Annotated in this window: 22 protein-coding genes; 18 read left to right on the top strand and 4 right to left on the bottom strand. The window is 64.9% G+C overall.

Annotation, left to right across the window (positions count from 1 at the left end; translation table 11 throughout):
- Positions 1–7: 7 nt before the first annotated feature.
- The 10 genes from IL252_RS13995 to IL252_RS13950 all read left to right on the top strand — a co-directional run bounded on the left by IL252_RS13995 (position 8) and on the right by IL252_RS13950 (position 9,418).
- Positions 8–1,126: an aminotransferase class V-fold PLP-dependent enzyme gene (locus tag IL252_RS13995; RefSeq protein ID WP_208628499.1), complete on the top strand. Its 1,119-nt coding sequence runs from the start codon at positions 8–10 to the stop codon at positions 1,124–1,126.
- 199 nt (positions 1,127–1,325) lie between these two features.
- Complete coding sequence (locus tag IL252_RS13990) at positions 1,326–1,730, top strand: helix-turn-helix domain-containing protein (RefSeq protein ID WP_170092890.1); 405 nt, start codon at positions 1,326–1,328, stop codon at positions 1,728–1,730.
- A 202-nt stretch (positions 1,731–1,932) separates the two neighbouring features.
- Positions 1,933–2,286, top strand: a complete 354-nt coding sequence (gene trxA / locus IL252_RS13985) for a thioredoxin (protein ID WP_208628498.1) — start codon at positions 1,933–1,935, stop codon at positions 2,284–2,286.
- Between the two features lie 90 nt (positions 2,287–2,376).
- A complete protein-coding gene (gene proC / locus IL252_RS13980) occupies positions 2,377–3,153 on the top strand; it encodes a pyrroline-5-carboxylate reductase (protein ID WP_208628497.1) in 777 nt (258 codons plus the stop codon).
- On the top strand, positions 3,146–3,994 hold the full coding sequence (gene proB / locus IL252_RS13975) for a glutamate 5-kinase (protein ID WP_208628496.1): 849 nt from the start codon (positions 3,146–3,148) through the stop codon (positions 3,992–3,994). The genes proC and proB overlap by 8 nt, the downstream gene beginning before the upstream one ends.
- Positions 3,987–5,318: a glutamate-5-semialdehyde dehydrogenase gene (locus IL252_RS13970; protein WP_208628495.1), complete on the top strand. Its 1,332-nt coding sequence runs from the start codon at positions 3,987–3,989 to the stop codon at positions 5,316–5,318. Before proB ends, IL252_RS13970 begins: the two co-directional genes overlap by 8 nt.
- A gap of 164 nt (positions 5,319–5,482) precedes the next feature.
- Positions 5,483–6,628 (top strand): extracellular solute-binding protein, encoded by a 1,146-nt coding sequence (locus tag IL252_RS13965; protein WP_208628494.1) that lies wholly within the window; start codon positions 5,483–5,485, stop codon positions 6,626–6,628.
- A gap of 13 nt (positions 6,629–6,641) precedes the next feature.
- Positions 6,642–7,544 (top strand): ABC transporter permease, encoded by a 903-nt coding sequence (locus IL252_RS13960; protein ID WP_208628493.1) that lies wholly within the window; start codon positions 6,642–6,644, stop codon positions 7,542–7,544.
- Entirely contained in the window at positions 7,541–8,359 is an 819-nt protein-coding gene (locus IL252_RS13955; protein ID WP_208628492.1) for an ABC transporter permease, read from the top strand. Before IL252_RS13960 ends, IL252_RS13955 begins: the two co-directional genes overlap by 4 nt.
- Before the next feature lie 33 nt (positions 8,360–8,392).
- Positions 8,393–9,418, top strand: coding sequence for an ABC transporter ATP-binding protein (locus IL252_RS13950; protein WP_208628491.1), 1,026 nt, complete (start codon positions 8,393–8,395; stop codon positions 9,416–9,418).
- Positions 9,419–9,723: 305 nt separating this feature from the next.
- Here IL252_RS13950 and IL252_RS13945 read toward each other — a convergent pair whose 3' ends face one another.
- The gene (locus IL252_RS13945) at positions 9,724–10,473 is read right to left on the bottom strand and encodes an SDR family NAD(P)-dependent oxidoreductase (RefSeq protein ID WP_208628490.1); all 750 of its coding nucleotides are present in this window, start codon (positions 10,471–10,473) and stop codon (positions 9,724–9,726) included.
- A gap of 154 nt (positions 10,474–10,627) precedes the next feature.
- On the opposite strand from IL252_RS13945, the gene IL252_RS13940 reads away from it, so the two are divergent.
- Positions 10,628–11,695 (top strand): phytoene/squalene synthase family protein, encoded by a 1,068-nt coding sequence (locus IL252_RS13940; RefSeq protein WP_208628489.1) that lies wholly within the window; start codon positions 10,628–10,630, stop codon positions 11,693–11,695.
- Positions 11,696–11,743: 48 nt separating this feature from the next.
- Here the strand turns inward: IL252_RS13940 and IL252_RS13935 are convergent, their stop codons facing one another.
- Positions 11,744–12,364, bottom strand: coding sequence for a TetR/AcrR family transcriptional regulator (locus IL252_RS13935; protein WP_208628488.1), 621 nt, complete (start codon positions 12,362–12,364; stop codon positions 11,744–11,746).
- Between the two features lie 280 nt (positions 12,365–12,644).
- Here IL252_RS13935 and IL252_RS13930 point away from each other — a divergent pair, with 280 nt between their 5' ends.
- The 3 genes from IL252_RS13930 (at position 12,645) to IL252_RS13920 (ending at position 16,290) form a co-directional block, all read left to right on the top strand.
- The gene (locus tag IL252_RS13930; RefSeq protein WP_208628487.1) at positions 12,645–13,814 is read left to right on the top strand and encodes a hypothetical protein; all 1,170 of its coding nucleotides are present in this window, start codon (positions 12,645–12,647) and stop codon (positions 13,812–13,814) included.
- A 756-nt stretch (positions 13,815–14,570) separates the two neighbouring features.
- Positions 14,571–16,025, top strand: coding sequence for a DUF6498-containing protein (locus tag IL252_RS13925; protein ID WP_208628486.1), 1,455 nt, complete (start codon positions 14,571–14,573; stop codon positions 16,023–16,025).
- A gap of 10 nt (positions 16,026–16,035) precedes the next feature.
- Positions 16,036–16,290: a hypothetical protein gene (locus tag IL252_RS13920; RefSeq protein WP_244257182.1), complete on the top strand. Its 255-nt coding sequence runs from the start codon at positions 16,036–16,038 to the stop codon at positions 16,288–16,290.
- A gap of 121 nt (positions 16,291–16,411) precedes the next feature.
- Here IL252_RS13920 and IL252_RS13915 read toward each other — a convergent pair whose 3' ends face one another.
- Positions 16,412–16,846, bottom strand: a complete 435-nt coding sequence (locus IL252_RS13915; RefSeq protein WP_208628485.1) for a pyridoxamine 5'-phosphate oxidase family protein — start codon at positions 16,844–16,846, stop codon at positions 16,412–16,414.
- Positions 16,847–17,060: 214 nt separating this feature from the next.
- Here IL252_RS13915 and IL252_RS13910 point away from each other — a divergent pair, with 214 nt between their 5' ends.
- From IL252_RS13910 to IL252_RS13895, 4 genes are all read left to right on the top strand, one after another.
- Positions 17,061–17,966 carry a universal stress protein gene (locus IL252_RS13910; protein ID WP_208628484.1) on the top strand — a complete coding sequence of 302 codons (906 nt, stop codon included), beginning with the start codon at positions 17,061–17,063 and terminating at the stop codon, positions 17,964–17,966.
- Positions 17,967–18,015: 49 nt separating this feature from the next.
- Positions 18,016–18,624 (top strand): metal-dependent hydrolase, encoded by a 609-nt coding sequence (locus IL252_RS13905; protein ID WP_194287007.1) that lies wholly within the window; start codon positions 18,016–18,018, stop codon positions 18,622–18,624.
- 59 nt (positions 18,625–18,683) lie between these two features.
- Positions 18,684–19,136, top strand: coding sequence for a universal stress protein (locus tag IL252_RS13900; protein WP_153555049.1), 453 nt, complete (start codon positions 18,684–18,686; stop codon positions 19,134–19,136).
- A 151-nt stretch (positions 19,137–19,287) separates the two neighbouring features.
- Complete coding sequence (locus IL252_RS13895; protein ID WP_208628483.1) at positions 19,288–19,845, top strand: hypothetical protein; 558 nt, start codon at positions 19,288–19,290, stop codon at positions 19,843–19,845.
- A gap of 552 nt (positions 19,846–20,397) precedes the next feature.
- Here IL252_RS13895 and IL252_RS13890 read toward each other — a convergent pair.
- On the bottom strand, positions 20,398–20,516 hold a 119-nt coding region (locus IL252_RS13890), incomplete at its 5' end, for an integrase core domain-containing protein (RefSeq protein ID WP_208628624.1).

The raw sequence follows: 20,516 nt of genomic DNA, 5'->3' as shown, positions 1-20,516 counted from the left end.
AAACGACATGAATCCCAGAGAACTTCGCGCCGACACGCCCGCCCTGCACGAGGACATCTACCTGAACTTCGGCGCTCACGGGCCGAGTCCGCGGTACGTCGTCGAAGCGGCCGACGAGTTCGTCCGGAGACACGAGTACGAGACGAGCGCTCGAAACGATCCGTACGACGTGGCGTTCGACGCCTACGACCGGACCCGAGAACGGGTCGCTGACTTCGTCGGTGCAGCGCCCCCCGAGATCGCGCTCACGGAGAGTACGACTGCCGGGATCAACGCCGTCGCGAACGCGATCGACTGGCAGTCCGGTGACGTGGTCGTTCGGACCGATCTCGAACATCCGGCCGGGACGCTCCCGTGGCAACGCCTGGAACGGGAAGGCGTCGAGGTTCGCGTCGTCGAGACCGAGGACGGACGGGTCGACCGCGACGCCTTCGCCGCGGCCGTCGACGGCGCGCGGCTCGCGTGTTTCAGTGCCGTGACGTGGACGCACGGCACTCGCCTGCCCGTCGCGGACCTCGTCGAGATCACCCACGAGGCCGGCGCGTTCGCGCTCGTCGACGCCGTACAGGTGCCGGGTCAGCTCCCGATGAACGTCGCCCAGTGGGGCGCAGACGCCGTCGCGGCGGCCGGTCACAAGTGGCTGCTTGGGCTGTGGGGCGGTGGTTTCCTCTACGTCGACCGGGCGTCGGCAGAATCGCTCAGGCCCGCGACAGTCGGCTACCGAAGCGTCGAGACACCGACGGCAGATCCATACGAGTTCGTACCCGGCGCGGGGCGATTCGAGGTCGGCTCGTCGAACCCCGCGCCACACGTCGCGCTGGCCGAGGCGATCGACGTGATCGAGGAGGTCGGCGTCGACCGCATCGAGAGCCAGATTCAGGAGTTGGCCGGGCAGTTGACCGACGGCGTCCCGAACGAACGACTCCACAGTCCGGCGGAACCGGAGTCGGGACTCGTCACGATCGACGTCGACGACCCCGAAGCGACGGTCGATCGCCTCGCCTCGCGAGGGATCGTCGTTCGCGCTCTGCCGACACCGAACGCAGTCCGCGCGTCGGTCCACGCGGTCAACACCCGCAGCGAGATCGACAGCCTGCTCGACGCGCTCGAACCAGAGTGGACCTGATTCCTGCCGGCCGTCGTGCAGACTGGAGGGTCCCGTCCGCCGGGTGATAGTTCGCGAAAGAGACAAGATCGACGGCCGGACGAGCAACGGTGTCCGCCACTGGCTCACGCCGTCGATCTGCCGGCAGGAGTTCGTGCGGCATTGTGGAATTCGCACACAAGTCTTTTAACGCGGTAGACCGTACGTGTACTCGATACCGATGCCAGATTCGATGTCTGAACAGCTTCAGCGGGACATGGAGTGTGAGGGGCTTCTGGAGTGTTTCCACGGACTCAAACAGCTCGATCGAGAGGTCTTCCAGTCGCTCGTCGACACCGAGGACGCGCTCACCGTCGACGAGATCGCAGACGCCGTCGACCGTGAACGATCGACCGCCTACCGGGCCGTACAGCGGCTCCTCCAGGCCGGATTCATCCAGAAAGAACAGGTCAACTACGACCAGGGTGGTTACTACCACGTCTACAAGCCGACCGACCCGGCGAACATCGCAGACGACATGCAGCGGCTCCTCAACGACTGGTACGCGAAGATGGGCCAGCTCATCCAGGAGTTCGAGACGAAGTACGAAGATCGCGACGCGACGGCACCATCAGTCGAGAGCTGAGCTCCGGTTCGACAGCCTCGATCCCGCCACACGACGCCAGTCCCGCCGAGACTGCCCGCTGTGGATTTTCACCGTATTCGTGCTCCCGAGTCGCACGTGCTGGAGAGAGTGCGACAGCCCGTCGAGGACTGACTGGGCCTGCCAGTAGTATTGTTTAGTACGTCCAAAACTCTTAACTACGAGAGCCACCTACGATGGAGTGATGACAACCGATATCGAAACGGAAGCCAGCGCGCCGACGGAGCCAGTACACGTCGACGGACAGTCCGAGCTGGACGACGCAGTCGCCGACTACGACGTCGTCCTGGCGGACTTCTACGCCGACTGGTGTGGCCCCTGCCAGATGCTCGAACCGGTCGTCGAGGCCCTCGCGGCCGAGACGGACGCCGCCGTGGCGAAAGTCGACGTCGACGAGAACCAGCAGCTCGCGACCGCCTACGGCGTCCGCGGCGTGCCCACGCTCGTCCTCTTCGCCGACGGCGAGCAGGTCGAGGAGATCGTCGGCGTCCAGGGCGAAGACGAGCTACGGTCGCTCGTCGAACAGTACACCGCGTGAGTTCGGGTACGTGTGCTCGACCCGGCAGCGTCGCGCTGCTCGGACGAAGCCGTAGTTGGTATGTACCTCAGTCTCCCCTGTGGAGATAGGATGACACACGTGAGCGTTATCGGCTGTGGTAACATGGGTGGGGCCTTCGTGAAAGGGCTCGCCCAGACCGGAGCCTACGAAGTGACAGCGATCGACCTCGATCCCGAGGCGCTGGCGTCGGTCGCCGACGACGCCGACGAGACGACCGACGACGTCGACGCGGCTCGGGAAGCAGAGATCGTCGTGTTGGCAGTCAAACCGAAGGCAGTCTCGGCAGTCCTCGCTGATCTCGATCTCCGACCGGACCAGTCGCTTCTCACCATCGCAGCGGGCGTCCCGCGGTCGTTCGTCGCGGGCGAGACCGACGCGACAGTCGTCCGGATCATGCCGAACCTGGCGGCCGAGACCGGCGACATGGCCGCGGCGGCCACCCGAACGGGGATCGACGACGACGTGCGGGAACTGCTGGACGCGGTCGGCGAATTCGTCGAGATCGACGAGGAACTGATGGACGTGTCGACGGCAGTCAACGGCAGCGGCCCGGCCTTCGCCTTCTACCTCATCGACGCGATGAAGGAGGCCGGCATCGACGGCGGTCTCGACCCCGAGCAGGCCGAAACGCTGGCGGCCCAGACGTTCAAGGGCGCAGCCGAGACGGTCCTCCGAGACGACCGGAGCGTCTCCGAGCTCATCGACGCCGTCTGCTCGCCCAACGGGACGACCATCGAGGGGATGGAAGTCCTGTGGGACAGCGACGCCGACACGGCCGTCGTCGAGGCCGTCGAAGCCGCCGAGCAGCGGTCCCGAGAACTCGCCGAGGCGTTCGACGATGAGTGAGCAGTCGGCGATCGCGACCGTCGACGAGGCGACCGTCGAGCAGGCCCGCGAGCAGGCCGCCGACGCCCAGCGCGTGATCGTCAAGGCGGGGACGAACTCGCTGACCGACGCCGACTCCCAGCTCGATCGCGTGAAACTCGACAAGCTGGTCAGCGACATCATGGACCTCCGGAAGCGGGGCAAGGACGTGCTGCTGGTCTCGTCGGGCGCGGTCGGTGCGGGCAAGGGGCTGATCGACGAGGAGACCGAGACCGTCGAGGAGAGCCAGGCCCTCTCGACGGTCGGACAGAGCCACCTGATGCGCCACTACACCCAGAGCTTCGACCGCTACGACCAGACGGTCGCACAGATCCTGCTGACCGAGCACGATCTGTCCAACCCCGAACGGTTCACGAACGTCCGCAACACCATCGAGACCCTGTTCGACTGGGGGATCGTGCCGATCATCAACGAGAACGACGCGATCGCGACCGAGGAGATCCAGATCGGCGACAACGACATGCTCTCGGCGTCGGTGGCCATCGGCGTCAACGTCGACCTCCTGGTGACCCTGACCGACGTCGGCGGCGTCTACACGGGCAACCCGAAAGACGACGACGACGCGGAGCTGATCGAGGCCGTCGGCACGAACTACGACGCCGTCCAGTCGCTCGTCGACGACAGCACCACCGCCGAGTTCGGCGGCATCCAGACGAAAGTCGAGGGCGCGCGCGACGTGAGCGAACACGGCACACCGGCGATCATCGCCGGCTCGGCGGACCGCGACGTGCTGGAACGGATCGCTACTGCCAAATCGGTAGGCACGCTATTCGTCCCGATAAACGGAGCCACAGATGACTGAGTACGACACCGAATCCCAGGTGACCGACGCACAGCACGCCGCACTGCGGCTGGCAAACGTCGACGAGGCGACCCGCGACGCTGCGCTGGAGTCGATCGCCGACGCCATTCGCGACCACGAGGGAGAGATCCGCGAGGCCAACGCGACCGACGTACAGGAGGCAGAGGCCATGCTCGAACGCGGCGAGTACACCCAGGCGCTCGTCGATCGCCTGAAGCTCAACGACGCGAAACTGGAGAGCATCGCCGAGATGGTCGAGAGCGTCGCCCAACAGGACGATCCCCTCGGCGAGACGCTCGCGGCCCGAGAGCTGGACGCGGACCTCGAACTGTACAAGGTCGCCGTGCCGATCGGCGTCGTCGGCACCATCTTCGAGTCGCGGCCGGACGCGCTGGTCCAGATCGCCGCCCTCGCGCTCAAGTCCGGCAACGCCGTCATCCTCAAGGGCGGCAGCGAGGCCAGCGAGTCCAACCGCGTCCTCTACGAACTCATCCGCGAGGCGACCGCCGAGCTGCCCGACGGCTGGGTCCAGCTCATCGAAGCCCACGAGGAGGTCGACGCGCTGCTGGAGATGGACGACAAGGTGGACCTGCTGATGCCCCGTGGCTCCTCGGAGTTCGTCTCCTACATCCAGAACAACACCCAGATCCCCGTGCTGGGCCACACCGAAGGGATCTGTCACGTCTACGTCGACGAGGCCGCAGACCTCGAACAGGCCGAAGAGATCGCCTTCGACGCCAAGGTCCAGTACCCGGCGGTCTGTAACGCCGTCGAGACGCTGCTGGTCGACGACAGCGTCGCAGAGACGTTCCTGCCGGCCATCGTCGAGCGCTACGAGGCGGTCGGCGTCGAACTCCGCGGTGACGAGGCGACCCGCGAGATCGTCGACGTGGGCGAGGCGACCGACGACGACTGGGACAGCGAGTACGGCGACCTCGAACTGTCGATCAAGGTCGTCTCGGACGTGTACGAGGCCGTCGAGCACGTCAACGCTCACGGCTCGAAACACACCGAGTCGATCGTCACCGAGGACGCCGAGACCGCCGAGTTGTTCATGACCGGCATCGACGCCGCGAGCGTCTTCCACAACGCCTCGACGCGCTTCGCCGACGGCTACCGCTACGGCCTCGGCGCGGAGGTCGGCATCTCGACGGGGAAGATCCACGCTCGCGGCCCGGTCGGTCTGGCCGGGTTGACGACCTACAAGTACTACCTCGAAGGCGACGGCCAGCTCGTGGCCACCTACGCGGGCGACGACGCCAGAGCCTTCACCCACGAGGACTTCGACGGCGAGTGGACGCCCGGCCGTCTCGCCGACGAGTAGCGAGACAGTCGATCTGACGGCGGCGTCGCCTCGGCCGGCCCAGGGGTCCGGGTCTATATAGCCCTCACGCCCGGTCGGTACCACGACGTACCGTCCCTACCCGGTGATCGCGGTATAGAGGTGTAATATAAAACACCTTTAGCCGGATTGCCGGACCACCGCGTGTGACTGATCACACACGACGCGGGTTCCTGACCGTGGCGGGCTCGGCGGCGGCTGCCACAGTCGCAGGGTGTAGCGGCACCGAAGCCATCGGCGGCGGTGGCGGCGAGACCTACGAGGTCGGCCACGGCGACTACCAGACGACCGTCAGCGAGAGCGACTTCCCCTCGGACAGACTCTACATCTACGCCGTCCAGACGGGGTGGTCGAACTGGGGTGCCGTCATGGACGCCTTCGACGAGCGCTACGGCGTCAAGTTGAACGACGACCAGCGCACCTCCGGCGAGGCGCTCACGCACATCCGATCGAACGCCGAGAACCCCACCCACTCGGCGTACAACGGCGGCTACTCGTTCGGCATCACCGCCATGGAGGAGGGGTTTACCACGGACTACAAGCCGGCCAACTGGGACGCCGTCCCGTCGGATCTGAAGACGGACAACGGCCACCTCACGGCGACCCGGCAGATGACGACGGCGGTCACCTACCGCAAGGACATCTACGAGGAGCGCGGGCTGGGCGAGCCCGAGAGCTGGGAGGACTTCAAACACCCCGACGCCGCCAAGGACTTCTGCGTGACTCCGCCACACTCGGCCAACGGGCTGGCGACGGCGCTGTCGATCAACAACGCCTACGGCGGGACGATGGACGATCTGGGACCTGTCGTCGAGTACTACAACGACATCGCCCAGGAGGGGGCAGACGTGCGTCGCAACATCACCGGCGACTTCACTAGCGGCGAGGTCTCGGCGGTCGCCCAGTACGACTACACCGCCCTGGAGATGAAGTACAACCACGAGGAGGTGCCCGCGGAGAACGTCGGCGTCGCGATCCTGCCCGGCCCCGAGGGCGACGCCGGAGCGATGAACATCCCGTACGGCTACGGCATGCTGGAGGGCGCACCGAACCCGGAGACGGCGAAGCTGTTCATGGACTTCGTTCTCTCGCTGGAGGGCCAGCGGCTGTTCTTCGACGCGTTCGTCCGACCGATCCGGGCCGGCGAGCTGGAGATGCCCGACGAGTTCCCCGACCAGGCGACCTACGAGGCGGCGGAGTTCACCGTCGACCAGCTGGATCTCGTCGAGCGACAGGAGCCCATCATCGATCAGGTGACCTCGGAGTCGGACATCCCCGGCATCCAGGGGTAACTCGGGCGCAGCTATGAGCACCTCCACCTGGTTCGAACTGTCGGCTGCCAGAGACACCCTCACACCCGAGACCGAGCGCGACCGGCGACGGCGACGCATTCTCGTCCTGTGTGCGCCCTTCCTCGTCCTGGCCGCGGTGGCCGCGTTCGTCCCGCTGGCGACGATGGTCCGGATGAGCGTCTCCGCGGACCGGTTTGCGAACGTCGGGTTCTCGGCGTCGGCCTGGCGGACGCTGGCGACGGACCCGCTGTATCGACAGGTCGCCGTGAACACGCTCTGGTTCGCGGCCGCGACGAGTGCCGTCAGCGTCGCGCTTGGCGTCGCGGTGTCACACGCGTTCGCGAAGTACTCGCTGCCCTTCGAACGCGTGCTCGTCTCGGTGGTCTCGTTCCCCATCGCACTCCCCGGGATCGTCGTCGCGTTCATGGTCGTCGCCCTGCTGGGCCGGCAGGGACTGGTGACGAACGCGGTCGCGTTCTTCAGCGGCCAGGGGCCGATCGACCTGGCGACCGCGACGACCGTGACGGGGCTGTTCGTGGGGTACGTCTACTCGCTGCTCCCGCGGGCGACGATGGTCCTGCGCGGGACCTACGCCGAGGTCAACACCGACGCCGAGCAGGCGGCCAGAGCGCTCGGTGCCGATCCGCTCCGGACGTTCTACTACGTCACGCTGCCCGAGATCCGTCCCGGGATCGTCGCCGCGTTGTTGCTCACGTTCCGGACGGCACTGGCGATCTTCGGCACGGTCCTGGTCTTGCAGGGGTTGAACGTCGCGACGCTCCAGCTCAGTCAGGTGATCTCGGTCGGCTACGAGAGCCAGATCGCCGCCGGCATCGGGCTGGTGTACTTCGCGTTCATCCTCGCGGTCACGTTCGTCGGCCTGCGCTACACGGAAGCGGACGTGATCCGGCGATGACGACGCTCCGGACGCCCCGATCGCTCGGGAAGACCGCGGTCACGCTGGTGACGGGACTGGTGCTCGCGGTGCTCGTGGTCCCGATCGCGCTGACGTTCGTCTCCTCGTTCGCACAGTCGGCTACCGGTGTCGTTCCCACCGGCTTCGTCACCTTCGAACACTGGCGGACGGCGCTGGGCCTGACCGACGTGGGCGCGCGCAGGGGGATCGGCTCCGGCCTGTGGTTCAGCGTCCTCCTGGCGACCGGCGGGATGGTCGTCAACCTCGTCGTCGGCGTGCCGATCGCCTACGCGCTGACCCGCTACGAGTTTCGGGGCCGAGAGTGGCTGAACACGCTCGCGGTCCTGCCGCTCGTGCCGGGGATCATCCTCGGGATCGCGTTCCTGCGGACCTATCCCGACAACGCCGGAACGGCCTTCGGACTCGTCGTCGGCTACGCGCTGTTGAAGTCGCCGTACATGGTGTTGACCGTCCAGAGCGCGTTCCAGTCGATGGATCTCCGCCAGCTCGAAGAGAGCGCCCGCTCGCTGGGGGCGTCGTGGCCACGGACGTTCGTCACCGTCATCGTCCCCAACGCCAGGGGCGGGATCCTCGCGGGCTCGATCATCACGTGGACGCTGGCCGCTGCGGAGTTCAACTTCACCTACATGGTGTACACCCGCGGGCCAAAGCCCTTCTCGCTGTTTCTCTACGAGAACATCAGTCGCGCTCCGTTCCTGCAGTCGGCGGCGGCCATCTCGATGTACTTCTGTCTCGTCGTCGCCGCCATCCTCGTGCTACAGACCGTCGGTCGACACGGATTCACTACGACATGAACACTCGAACACACACTCACGGGAGGCAGACGCATGGTCGCCGTTGAACTCGACGGCGTTCGCAAGACCTACGGCGACGAGGTCGCGGTCGAGGCGCTCGACCTGACCGTCGCCGACGGCGAGATCCTCGGCGTCGTCGGGCCGTCGGGTTGTGGCAAGACGACGACGCTGCGGACGATCGCCGGCTTCGAGACGCCGACGGCCGGCCGGGTCCGGTTCGCCGACGAGGACGTAACCCACGTCCCCCCAGAGCGGCGAAACGTCGGGCTCGTGTTCCAGTCGTACGCGCTGTTCGACAACATGAGCGTCCTCGCGAACGTCGCGTTCGGTCCGAAGATGCAGGGCGTCGAGAAGTCCGAGCGACGGGACCGCGCCACGGAGCTGCTGGAGCTGCTCGACATCGCCGAACTCGCCGACAGAGCGCCCGAGACCCTCTCGGGCGGGCAACAACAGCGGGTCGGCCTGGCGCGTGCGCTCGCGATCGAGCCGAACATCCTCCTGCTGGACGAACCCATGACGGGACTGGACGCCAAGCTCAAGGATCGGCTCCGGCGCGAGATCGGGAGCCTGCTCGACGAGCTGGGCGTCACCGCGCTGTACGTGACCCACGACCAGGAGGAGGCGATGGCGATGTGTGACCGGATCGCGGTGCTGAACGACGGCCGCCTCGAACAGGTCGGCACGCCTCGCGAGATCTACGAGTCGCCCGCAAACGAGTTCGTCGCCGGATTCGTCGGCTCGGCGAACCTGCTCGACGCACAGCTGGACGACGGCACGGTCGACCTGGGATTTGCGCGACTGGACGCGGTCGCGGACGACACGAGCGGGGACGCGACGGTCGTCGTCCGACCCGACGACATCGCGGTCGGCAGCGGTTCGATCCCGGTGACGATCCGGGAGTACCAGTATCTCGGTGAGACGACCAGCGCCGTCGGGGAGTTGCCCGACGGACGGCAGTTGCGCTTGCGCCTGAACGGCACCGCCGAGGAGACGACCGTCGGGACCACAGTTTCGGTCGCGATCGACCCCGACGGCGTCGCTGTCGTCGACACCGCCTGACGTACGGACACTCGGTCAGGGCAGGTAGGTCGCGAGGAAGTTCACGAGCCGATCCAGCCACTCGATTTTCCCGTCGTCCGTCTCGGAGTCTTCCTCGTCTCGTGTCATGGGCCGAGCGACGCCCGCCTGGGGCATATGCTCTGCTGTCGTGAGGGCGGAAGCAGCGGACATCTCAGATTAGCTTAGCAGCTGAGCTATGCTGTATTCTGGCGAGTCGTCGATCGCGGACGCCCGTTGCTGTACGGCGACGCTATGCCGCCGGAGCGAGGGGGTGCCGAGCGTTCTGGGACGCGAGAGTCCGCCGTCTACTGCTGGGTCTCGCCGCCGTCGACCGGGAGGGCGTGGCCGGTGACGAACGACGCCTCGTCGGAGCACAGCCAGACGACGGCGCTCGCCACTTCGTCCGGGGAAGCGGCCCGCCCCATCGGGACCTCCTCGACGGCCGCGGTGCGTTCCGCCTCGGACATCGACGCCAGCGCGGGCGTCTCGACGATCGTCGGACAGACCGCATTGACGCGAACGCCCTCCGTCGCGGTTTCGAGGGCGGCCGTCCGGGTCAGGCCGACGACGCCGTGTTTGCTGGCGGCGTACGGTGACCGGCCGGGACTGCCACGGAGTCCGGCCTTCGAGGACACGTTGACGATCGCGCCGCCGCCGGAGTCCGAGAGTGCGGGAATCTCGTGTTTCATGCCGGCCCAGACGCCGGTCTGGTTCACGTCGAGGACGCGCTCCCACTCGTCTTCGTCGATCTCCGGGAGCGGGGCCGGCGTGTTCCCGATCGCGGCGTTGTTGACCGCGTAGTCGAGTCGACCGTACTCGTCGAGCGTGGCCTCGACGAGCGCGGCGATCGATTCGCTCTCACTGGTGTCGACCTCGACGAAGGTCGCGTCGCCGTCGTCGGCTGCGATCTGTTCGACGGTCGCTGGACCGCCCGTCGTGTCGATGTCGGCGACGACGACGGTTGCCCCCTCGGCGGCGAACCGCGTGGCAGTTGCGCGACCGATCCCCGATCCTGCACCGGTGACGAGTGCGACGGTGTTCTCGAAGTCGTACATCAGATACTTATATTGAAAATTTAGTCAAGTAGTTTCTGGTATCGGGCCTCAGGCGGGAACACGACCAGTCCTGTCGAGTGATTCGCCGTTTTCCGAAGGCGGCAGCTATAAGTATTGACTATTTCTTCGTAACGGACGAAGCCACCCGTCGACAATGACCCACCACCACACCGGTCCGTCCGAGTCCCCCCTCGCGTACTGTCACGAGGCTGTCCAGGGCGTCTCGCGCACGTTCGCACTGACGATCGACGCGCTCGACTCGCCGCTGGCCGACCAGATCTGTGTCGGCTACCTGCTCTGTCGGATTCCGGACACGGTCGAGGACGCGAACCACGTCCCGGCGGCGACACAGCAGGACCTCCTGGCGACGTATCGCGAGGTCCTCCAGCCCGGTTCGTCGACGTCGATCGAGTCGTTCACTCGGCAGGCCCGAGAGTGGATACCGGCCCAGAACCCCTCACCGGACTGGGAACTCGTCGGGAACGCACCGACCGTGATGGGGGCATTCGAGCAGTTCGACCGACCCACGCGGGAGGCGATGCTGCCGCCGGTCCGCGAGATGACCACGGGAATGGCTCGGTTCGTCGAGCGGTACGCCGACGAGCCGGGGATTCGCATCCAGACGGGCACCGAGCTACGCAGCTACTGTCACTACGTCGCGGGCACCGTCGGGACCCTGATCACGAACCTCCTCGCAGAGCAGTCCCTCTCCGAGGCTCGGGAGACGGCGCTGCGGCACAACGGCGAACACTTCGGCCGGCTCCTCCAGCTGGTTAACATCGCGAAGGACGTACACGACGACTACGTCGCCGAGAACAACGTGTACCTCCCCGCGGAGTGGCTGGCCGCCGAGGGAGTGCCACAGGATCGGGTCGTCGACGAAGACCTCCGCTCGGAGGCCGTCGTGGTGCTGTCACGGACACTCGACCGGGCACAGCAGCATCTCGATCCCGCCCAGTCGTACATCGAGGAGATGCCACTGGGCGGCGGGAACACCGTCGTCGCGTGGGCCGTGCCGTACCTGCTGGCGGTCGGGACGCTGCGAGAACTGCGCGCGAACCCCGGAGCGGCGTTCGCCGAGGAGGCGGTGAAGGTGTCTCGGAAAGAGGTGCGAACGATCGTGAGCGCGGTGTCGGCGACCGATCGCCAGCGGCTCGCTCTGCTGCGCGAGACGGTTGCTGCGAGCCCGCTCGAAGCAGTCCCGCAGCGACTCTCTCACTGACGGATCGGTGTAGCCAAGCACACGACGACGGCCCGATCGGAGCGAGGGTCAGTCGTCGCTGTCGGCGTCCGCCGTCGAGATGCGGGCGACGTGGGCGTCGATCGCTCGCTTCAGCGGTTCGATGGACGTGTCCGGCTCGTAGACCGTGAGACGGCGGGCACGAGTGCCGACGAGCAGCGAGAGCAGCGCCTCCGCCTCGGCGTCGACGTCGACGTCGACGAAGTCGTTCGCCTCGATCCCCCGCCGGAGAATGTCTTCGAGGATGTCCCGCAGCTGTGCTTCGACCTCGACGTATTGCTCGCGCACGGCGTCGTCGTGGGGCGCGTTCATGCGGAGTTCGAACATCGCCAGCATCAGTCGATGAGGTTCCTCGTCGACCGTCGTCGGGAGGAGGCGATCGACGAGGGCGTCGAGTTCCTCGCGCGGTGCCGTTCCTCCCTCGGGGAGATTCGCGAGAAAGCCCCCGAGGATGTAGTCGAGAAAGTCGATCAGGAGGTCGTCTCGGCCGTCGTAGTGGTAGTAGAGCAACGCCTTGCTGCGACCGAACTCGTCGGCGATGCGCTGGATCGTGAGGTCGCTGTAGCCGTGTTCCCTGACGGCCCTGTGGGTGGCTTCCATGATGTCCCGCTTGCCGGGCTCCATGTCCTCACCGTAGCCTTCGAAGCTCATTGGAGGGATTTGCCCTGCGAGTGGCCTGTTGCTTTTGATTCCGGGAAGACGTACGCGACACACTCGTGAAACGGAGCGGACTCGACAGACGACGCGGGACGAACCCGACAGCCTCGCAACACGGCGTTCCTGATACAGCCGGCAGTATGATACTACCAGCTGTAAATCTGTGAACGATTTCGCCACCCCGGGGTGGCGAAGATCGTCACGAAGTTACAGCCGGCAGTATGAACGACGCCCGGCGGGATGTTTTTTAGCCCGTTTGTACATAGAGGAGAACATGACTGCAGACTGGGACCGTCGGCGATTCCTCGCTGGCGCGGCGTCGCTGGCTGGCGCGGGATCACTCGCCGGGTGTTCGGGGTCAGAGAGCGAACCGCCGGAGTCGACGGCGACGCCGACGCAGACGGACACGACGACGCCGACGAACACGGCGACGCCCGAACCGACCGAGACAACCGACGAAGCGACCCAGACCGAGACACCCGAACCGGACCTGACCGGGCGAGAACACTACTTCAACTGGATCCACGGAGAAGACGACCAAATACTCGAAGAAGTACAAGGCACACAACAAAACACCAGCATAAGCTTCGAAGCCATCGACAACGCACTCGAAGAAGGAATCGAAAACGGCGGCAGAAACCAAGCAATAGCAAACGCACTCGAAACCGCCTCAGAACAATACCAAGAAAACAACAACTACGAAGACCGCCACACCCACATCCTCTCCGCACTCCACCAAACACTCGAACAAAAAGAAGGCAGCCAATGGGACTTCGAAATTTTCTCCAACATGAACTACACACAAACCGTCGGAGCCACACTCCAATACTCAGAAATCAAAGTCCAGACAGGAGAAAAAACAGACACCGGAGAAAACGAATACGCAATCATCAACGCCGCACTCAACGAAACAATGAACCACACCACCCACACACCAGGCGAAGACAAAGGCAACGCAGGATACAAAAGAACAATGAGCGGCGTCCGAGAAAGCGACAACAATGCAGATCTCCCACCACACGACGTAGAAGCATTAGAAGAGAGAGAAAGAGATTCTGATATGGCTGAGAATGTTCCAGAGTCTGGTGCCCCTCTAATGGGTTATCAGTTATTTGCCGGGGGACACAGTACTAGTGACGGTTTTGAGTACAGACCAGATGAGATGCTCGTTCCTGCTTCAAAGGATATCCATGAGAAGATTGATGAGATTGGTTATGAGCAGGGAGACAGAGTGGATGATGAAGAAGGTAACCCATTGGGGACACATGGCAGAATGGATCTTCAATTGGCCATCAACGAGAGATACATGAACGAAGGATACGACGAAGTAGATAACCCAGTAGTCATTGATGAGTTGAAAAAAACAGCTGATGGATGGGACTTCGAACTAAGAGAAAAACCAGACTGGAACTGGGAACAAGGCTACCCAGCAACAGCCTCATAACTATTCCACTCTTTCTTCTTAATATACATCACTCGTAAGTAGGACAACCATGGAATCGCTGGCATACATCTAAAGGATCTCTAGAATCAGTTCCTGCAAGTCCGCCTCCTGTTGGGAATGTTCCGAAGATGTTGTTTGTGGGTATGTTAGTTTGGGTGTTTGTGTTTGCTTTTTCTAGTGTTGTTTGTATGTTGTCGGTGGGTTGTTTTTCGTTTGTTTTTACTGTGATTGGTTTGATTGAGTTGCTGCCGGCGACGATGTAGCATGTTCCGGAGTCGCAGTCTGTGACTTCTCCGATGAGGCTGCCGGTGCTTGTGAATACGTCGTCGACTGTGGGTTTGTAGTCTGAGCTTGTGATTTGTTGTTGGAGTCCGAAGTTGCAGGTGTAGTGGTCTCTGCCTAATGCTTTGTTGTTGTCTCCCCAGTCTCTGTTTTCCGGTAGTCTCAGTGCGAGGATGTTTGTTTCGTCTGAGTTTGGTCCTGCGTTTTCTACTTTTTTGATACTACCGGCTGTACGTCTGTGAACGATTTCGCCACCCCGGGGTGGCGAAGATCGTCACGAAGGTACAGCCGGCAGTATGATCCCGGTTTTGCTGTCGTCGTTGGTTGCTGGTGGTTGGCTGGGTTTGCCTTGCCAGCAGTTTGCTTCGCTCTGTCGGTGGCTGGCGGCGCGGTCGCGATCGTCGCCCGTTCCCGTGTCGTCGACGCTCTCCCCGGTCAGTACGCTTATGAGCCACTGTCCGTAACTCCCTGGCGATGCCCTCCACGAGCAGTGAGCGCCTGCCGACAGCGGCGGGGTTCGTGCCGGTCGTCCTCGCGAATCTGGTCCCGCTGGTCGGCGTCGTCCGACTGGGCTGGGAGCCAGAGACGCTGGTGGTCGTCTACACGCTCGAAGTGCTGTTCGCGTTCCCGCTGGCGGGCGTGAAGGCGCTGTTCGCACAGCAACCGCCACGCACCGACCACGAGGGGTCGACCGTCGTCAGCGTCTCGGACGAGCTGACCAGAAAGCGCGGGAGCGTCACGGTGGTCCCGTGGCTGCCGCCGGTCTACCCGCGAAACGTGCCCTTCGCCCTCGCCGTCGGCGGTGTCGCCGCGTGGTTCGGAATGGCCATCGGCGTCGTGGTCAGTAGGCCGATCCCGGTGGCGGCAGTCGTCAGCCAGCCGGAGGTCCTGTTGAGCGTCGGCACGCTGGTCGTCGGCCAGACCGTCGAGACCTGGCGGGACTTGCGGGACGGACACCACGAGACGACCACGCCGTACGCCGTGATCGAGACGCCGGCCCGACAGGCGTTTTTCCTGGCGTTCGTCCTGTTCGTCGTCCCGGTGACGGCCGTGGCCGGCACGGCTGCGACGCTCGGCGTGTTCGTCGTCGTCAAGCTCCTCGTGGAGTGGTCGGGCTATCGGGCGACCCACGGCGACGGCGGGCGACTCACCGGGTGGCTCTCCGGACCCGACGAGTCGGGCCGTACGCCAGCGGTCGACGACGTGCCCGCGGGCGAACCGGACGCGCGCGTTCGGACGGACGGCCGCGCGGTGCTGTCCACCGGCGCACTCCAGGCGCTGAGTGAGCGTGCGCCCGTCTACGCGACGTCCTTCGTCATCGTCTGGCTCTTCTCGCTCGTGATCCTCGGCGGAGAGGAGCCCTCTCGGGCAGTCGCGCTCGGCTCCGGTCTCGTCCTGGTCTGTCTGTTCGTCGCACTCCTGGCGGCGCGTGTCGGGACGTTCTACCTCAGGTACGGGACGCTCGAATACCGTCGGTACGACGACCGACTGGTCGCGTACGACAGCCTGCTCGACGAGCCCCAGTGGTGGGCCTCGATCGGGTCGCTGCGCGACGCCGAGGTCGTGTCCGATCGGCTCCCCGACCGGCTGCTGGGGACGCGCACGATCTCGCTGGCAGCGGGCTGGGGCGACGATCCGCGGCGCTCGCTCGGACCCGTCGCCGACGCCGAGGCCCTCGTGAGGGCGTTCGACCTGCACGTCAGAACGACGGCACTCGCGCCCATCGATCGGCGGGTGGCCGCTGTCGTCGCGGGCTGTGTCGGCGTGATCGTCCTCGCTCCGGTGGCCGTCGTGCTCGTGCCGGCGCTGTCCTCGTCGACGGCGCTGCTGTACGGGGTGTTCGTGCTGCCGTTCGCCACCCTCCCGCTGCGGGGCCTCTGGAAGCGAGCGTATCCGGAGGAGAGCACAGCGGCCGAGAGCGACGTGTAGCGACAGCGGTGTGACTCGACCGGCTCGCAACGTCGTGGCGGCGAAGCGATACGGAGCGACGATTCATCTCCTGTCCGTGGTCGATGCGCGCGAGGACCACACCGTCGGCGACGAGAGTCAGCACGCGGCACACGAGGTGCTCGTGGAGGACGCCGACGAGCGCCCGACGCCCTTCGAAGACGTGCTGATCCCGACCGACGGCAGCGACGCCGCGAACGCGGCGGTCGATCCCCGTGATGACTGCCAGGTAGACAGAGAACAGTGACAGATAGCAACGGTTTCGTAGTTTCTAACTACATACCAGAGGTGTTCTGTACAGATAGTGATATTTGAATCTGTATAATCGAGTTTTTCGTTCGATCTCTCCCTTTGTTCTCAGGTCATCGTTAGACTTCCGTTCGTCCGGTCAGTTCGTCGGGAACCAGCCGGTAGAACTCGAACGACACTTCTCGGAGCGGTCGGTCGAAGATGTCCACCAGCGGGATGTCGACGTGTTCGAGCCCTGCTAGCGTCTCGGTCTCGATACCCTCGCGCTCGACGTCTTCGAGTCTGCCGCGGGCGACGACGCTCTGCCAGCCACCCGACTCCTCCCGATACGTGACGAACGACGCCGGCCGGTCGTTGAGGTCGCCCTTCGCGGTGTCGACGCCCACGGCCAGTCGGAAGTAGAACGTACTGGCCGCCGCGTCGTACCCGTACGACACCGGGATCGAGTGCGGTGGCTCGTCCCCGGCAGCGAGCGAGAGGACGCCCGTCCCGCCGCTGTCGAGGATCTCGTCGCGCTCCGCGGCCGACATATTGACCGGGGTCTTTTTCGACATAGTTGACAGGATGGCGGGGAACACAATAAGTCCACTGTCGGTGGGGAGTCGCCGTCGCATACGACGAGCGCCGAGCAATGGGTCGCCACAGCGGGATCGGACCAGAGCCCTACTGTCGGCTGTCCATCTGCGAACGATTTCCCACCCCTGGGTGGTGAGTATCGCCGCGAAGTGACAGCCAACAGTATAAACCCCAGCGGAGCGAATAGTCGGTATGAGCCCAGCGATCGATTCGATTCTCGTGCCGACCGACGGGAGCGAGGGAGCCACAGTCGGCGCACAGCGCGGGATCGACCTGGCGGCGACGGCCGACGCGGACGTACACGTGCTGTCAGTGGTCGACACCCGCGAGATCGAGCCGTCGCTGTCGCGGTTCGGTGGCAAGGACCGTTCAGACCGAGAACAGCTGTTCGAAGACGAGGCCAGGCGTGCGGTCGATAGCGTCACCGGGCTCGCACAGACACACCTCTCGGGTCGAGTCACCGGAACAGTCGAACGAGGGGTGCCGTTCCAGGCGATCAACGAGTACGTCGAGGCACACGATATCGACGTGATCGCGATGGGAACCCACGGACGGACCGGTCTCCAGCGACTCCTGCTTGGCAGCGTCGCCGAGAAGGTCCTTCGGACCGCGAACGTTCCGGTCGTTGCAGTCCCGTCGACCGTCGACGAGATCGAGCCCGGCGGCGGAACCTACGAGAACGTCCTGCTGCCGACGGACAACAGCGACGGCGCGTCGGTCGCGATCGACTGGGGGATGACGCTGGCGACGCTGTACGGTGCGATGGTATACACCATCTACTCGGTCGATACGAGCCTGTTGGCCGGCTCCGAGAGAGCGAGCGAGATCCACGGAGCGCTGGAACAGGTCGGCCGAGACGCGCTCGATGCGGTCCGACGGCGTGCTCGGGCGACCGGCGTCAGCGTCGCGGGCAACGTTGGGAGCGGACCGGCCGCGCGCGTGATCCTCGCCGAGAGCGGCGACCACGACATCGATCTGATCGTGATGGGGACCCACGGCCGCTCCGGTATCGACCGGTACCTCATCGGCAGCGTGACCGAGACAGTCGTTCGCAACGCCGACGTGCCGGTCTACTGTGTCCCGATGACGGAGCTGTGAGCCCCCCGCCGAGAACTATTTACCGTTCCGTCGGCTACGAGCGGTCACGATGATGGCGACGACGCACGCGCTCTGGGGGATGGCGGTCGCATTGCCGGTCCTGGCGGGCGAGCCGACACTCGCGCCGGTCGCCTTCGGAGCGGGACTCGTGGGCGGTCTGCTTCCCGACCTCGATCTCTACGCCGGCCACCGGAAGACGCTGCACTATCCGGTGTACGCGCCGCTGGCCGCCGTCCCGGCGGTCGCACTCGCGATTGCCACGCCCTCGACGGTGACGGTCGGGGTCGCCGTGGGCCTCACCGCGATGGCGCTCCACGCCGTCACCGACGCCGCGGGCGGTGGCCTCGAACTCCGGCCGTGGCTCGCCGACTCGGACCGGGCCGTCTACAGCCACTATCACGGCCGCTGGATCCGGCCCCGGCGGTGGGTCCGCTACGACGGTGCCCCCGAGGATCTCGCCGTCGCCGGCATCGCGACCGTGTCACTCGCCGCGGTCGCCGGCAGTGCCGTCACCGCGGTCGCCGTCGCGCTGCTGGCGGTCTCGGCCGTGTACGTCCTGGTGCGCAAGCCGCTGGCGACGCTGGCCGAGCGCCTCGTCGGCCTGCTCCCGACACCCGTCGTGTCGTACGTCCCCGAACGCTACCGCGAGAGTCGGTAGTCCCTGCGATCGGGAACGATGCCACCGATTTATCTGACTGCTGGGCGAACACCGCGGTGATGTACGACCGAATCCTCCTCCCGACAGACATGAGCCCCGGTGTCGACCGAGCGATCGAGCACGCGATCGACGCCGCCGAGCGGTACGACGCCGCCCTCCACGTGCTGTACGTCGTCGACGCCGACGCCTACAGCTCCTACCCCGGCGACGAGTACGTCCACGAGTTCGAGGGGCTGGAACACGCGCTCGAAGAGGCCGGCCGCGACGCGGTCGAAGCGATCACCGCCACGGCGGCCGACGCCGGGATCGACACGGTGAGCGAGATCCGCCACGGCGTCCCACACGAGGAGATCCTCGCGTACGGCGACGAGGCCGACATCGACCTGACTGTCGTCGGGTCGAAGAACCGAGCCGGCGAGTACCGTCGGTTGCTCGGCAGCGTCGCGGAACGGGTCGCTCGACTGTCGGAACGGCCCGTGACGGTCGTGAAGACGCCGGTCGAATCGTCCTGATACTGCCGGCCGTCACTGTTGCAAGAGATGTGCGACCACGGGGTCGAAGAATTTTTCCAGACTGACAGCCGGCAGTATGAGCACGTCGACGAACGCGGCGGTGGCACACGACACCGCTATGTGTGTCGCCCGAGCAGTACGACCACGAACGATGCCACCGGACGAACGAGCGATCGAGCGGACCATCAGATACGGGTTAGTTGCGGTGTTCGTCCTGGGGCTCCGTCGTCGCGACCCCGGCACGGTCGTCAACGCCGCCGTCGGCGTGGTCGGCACCTACCTGACCGAGTTCGTCGAGCGAACGTGTGGCGTGACACTGCAGCCGTGGCACCACCTGTACGTCGACACCGCAATGATCACTCACGCCGTGGGAATGCTGGGGCCGTACGACGACATTCGGTGGTGGGACCACGTCACCCACACCCACTCGGCGACGATTCTCGGCGGGGCCGTCTTCGCGATCTGTCGGCGGACGGGCCGCGATCCCGGTCCGAGAGTCGTCGCCGCCGTCGCCTGTGGCGGCCTGCTGTGGGAACTCGTCGAGTACGCCATCCACGTCGGAGCCGATCAGATCGGCGTCGAGCCGATCCTCGTGAACTACGGCAAGCGCGATACGCTGCTCGATCTGCTGTTCGACCTCGTCGGCGCAGCGCTCGTCCTCGTACTCGGTGATCGCGTTCTCGGGGATCTGGCGACGACGGACGCCTGACGAGTCAGAAAAAGCTGGGAGAAAACGGCGATCTGTAGAGAGAGTGCGTGCAGACACGACTCGAAAGTGACATTTGGCTGGTGAGACTCTTGGAGGCGGCGACGGACGGCACGTGTTGGGTAGTCTTTCGTACCGAGTGATGCTATCTAGCGCCTGTACAGCATCAGTGATAGGCATCGGGCCATACAAGACAGGACTCGTACAGAGACGAATCTCGTTCCGTATTAGAGAAGCGAGCGGACGAGGGTCGAGCATCGCTCGACGAACAGTGATCGATACCGGACGACAGCACGATAGTCCAGCAATGCTGGATCGTAATGGGAAAAGAACGAACACCGGAGTTGCCGAGATGGCGAGGCAACGTCCCGCACTGATCGTCACCGGCCGACGGTTTGCTTTACACACTTAGTGCTGTAAAGCTCTGCGGCGGGTGACCGACAGCACGGACGAGCGAGGACACTGGGCAGGGTGTGCTCCCGTCGAGAGCGGCCCGCAGTGGCAGACTCGACGACGGTAGCTAGCTGGACGAGGTTTGTGTATACACGGCACTGTCTAGTTCTGGACCTCCTGAGCTGGCGTTCGACCGTCGAGTGCTTGGTTGGGTCGTTCGTGGTTGTAATGGTGTCTGAAGCGTTGTAACCACTGTCTGGCGCTCGACTGACTGCCCCGCC

This window comes from Halomicrobium sp. IBSBa, assembly GCF_017612575.1.
Classification (GTDB): domain Archaea; phylum Halobacteriota; class Halobacteria; order Halobacteriales; family Haloarculaceae; genus Halomicrobium.
This window is presented reverse-complemented; position numbering and strand designations above follow the sequence as displayed.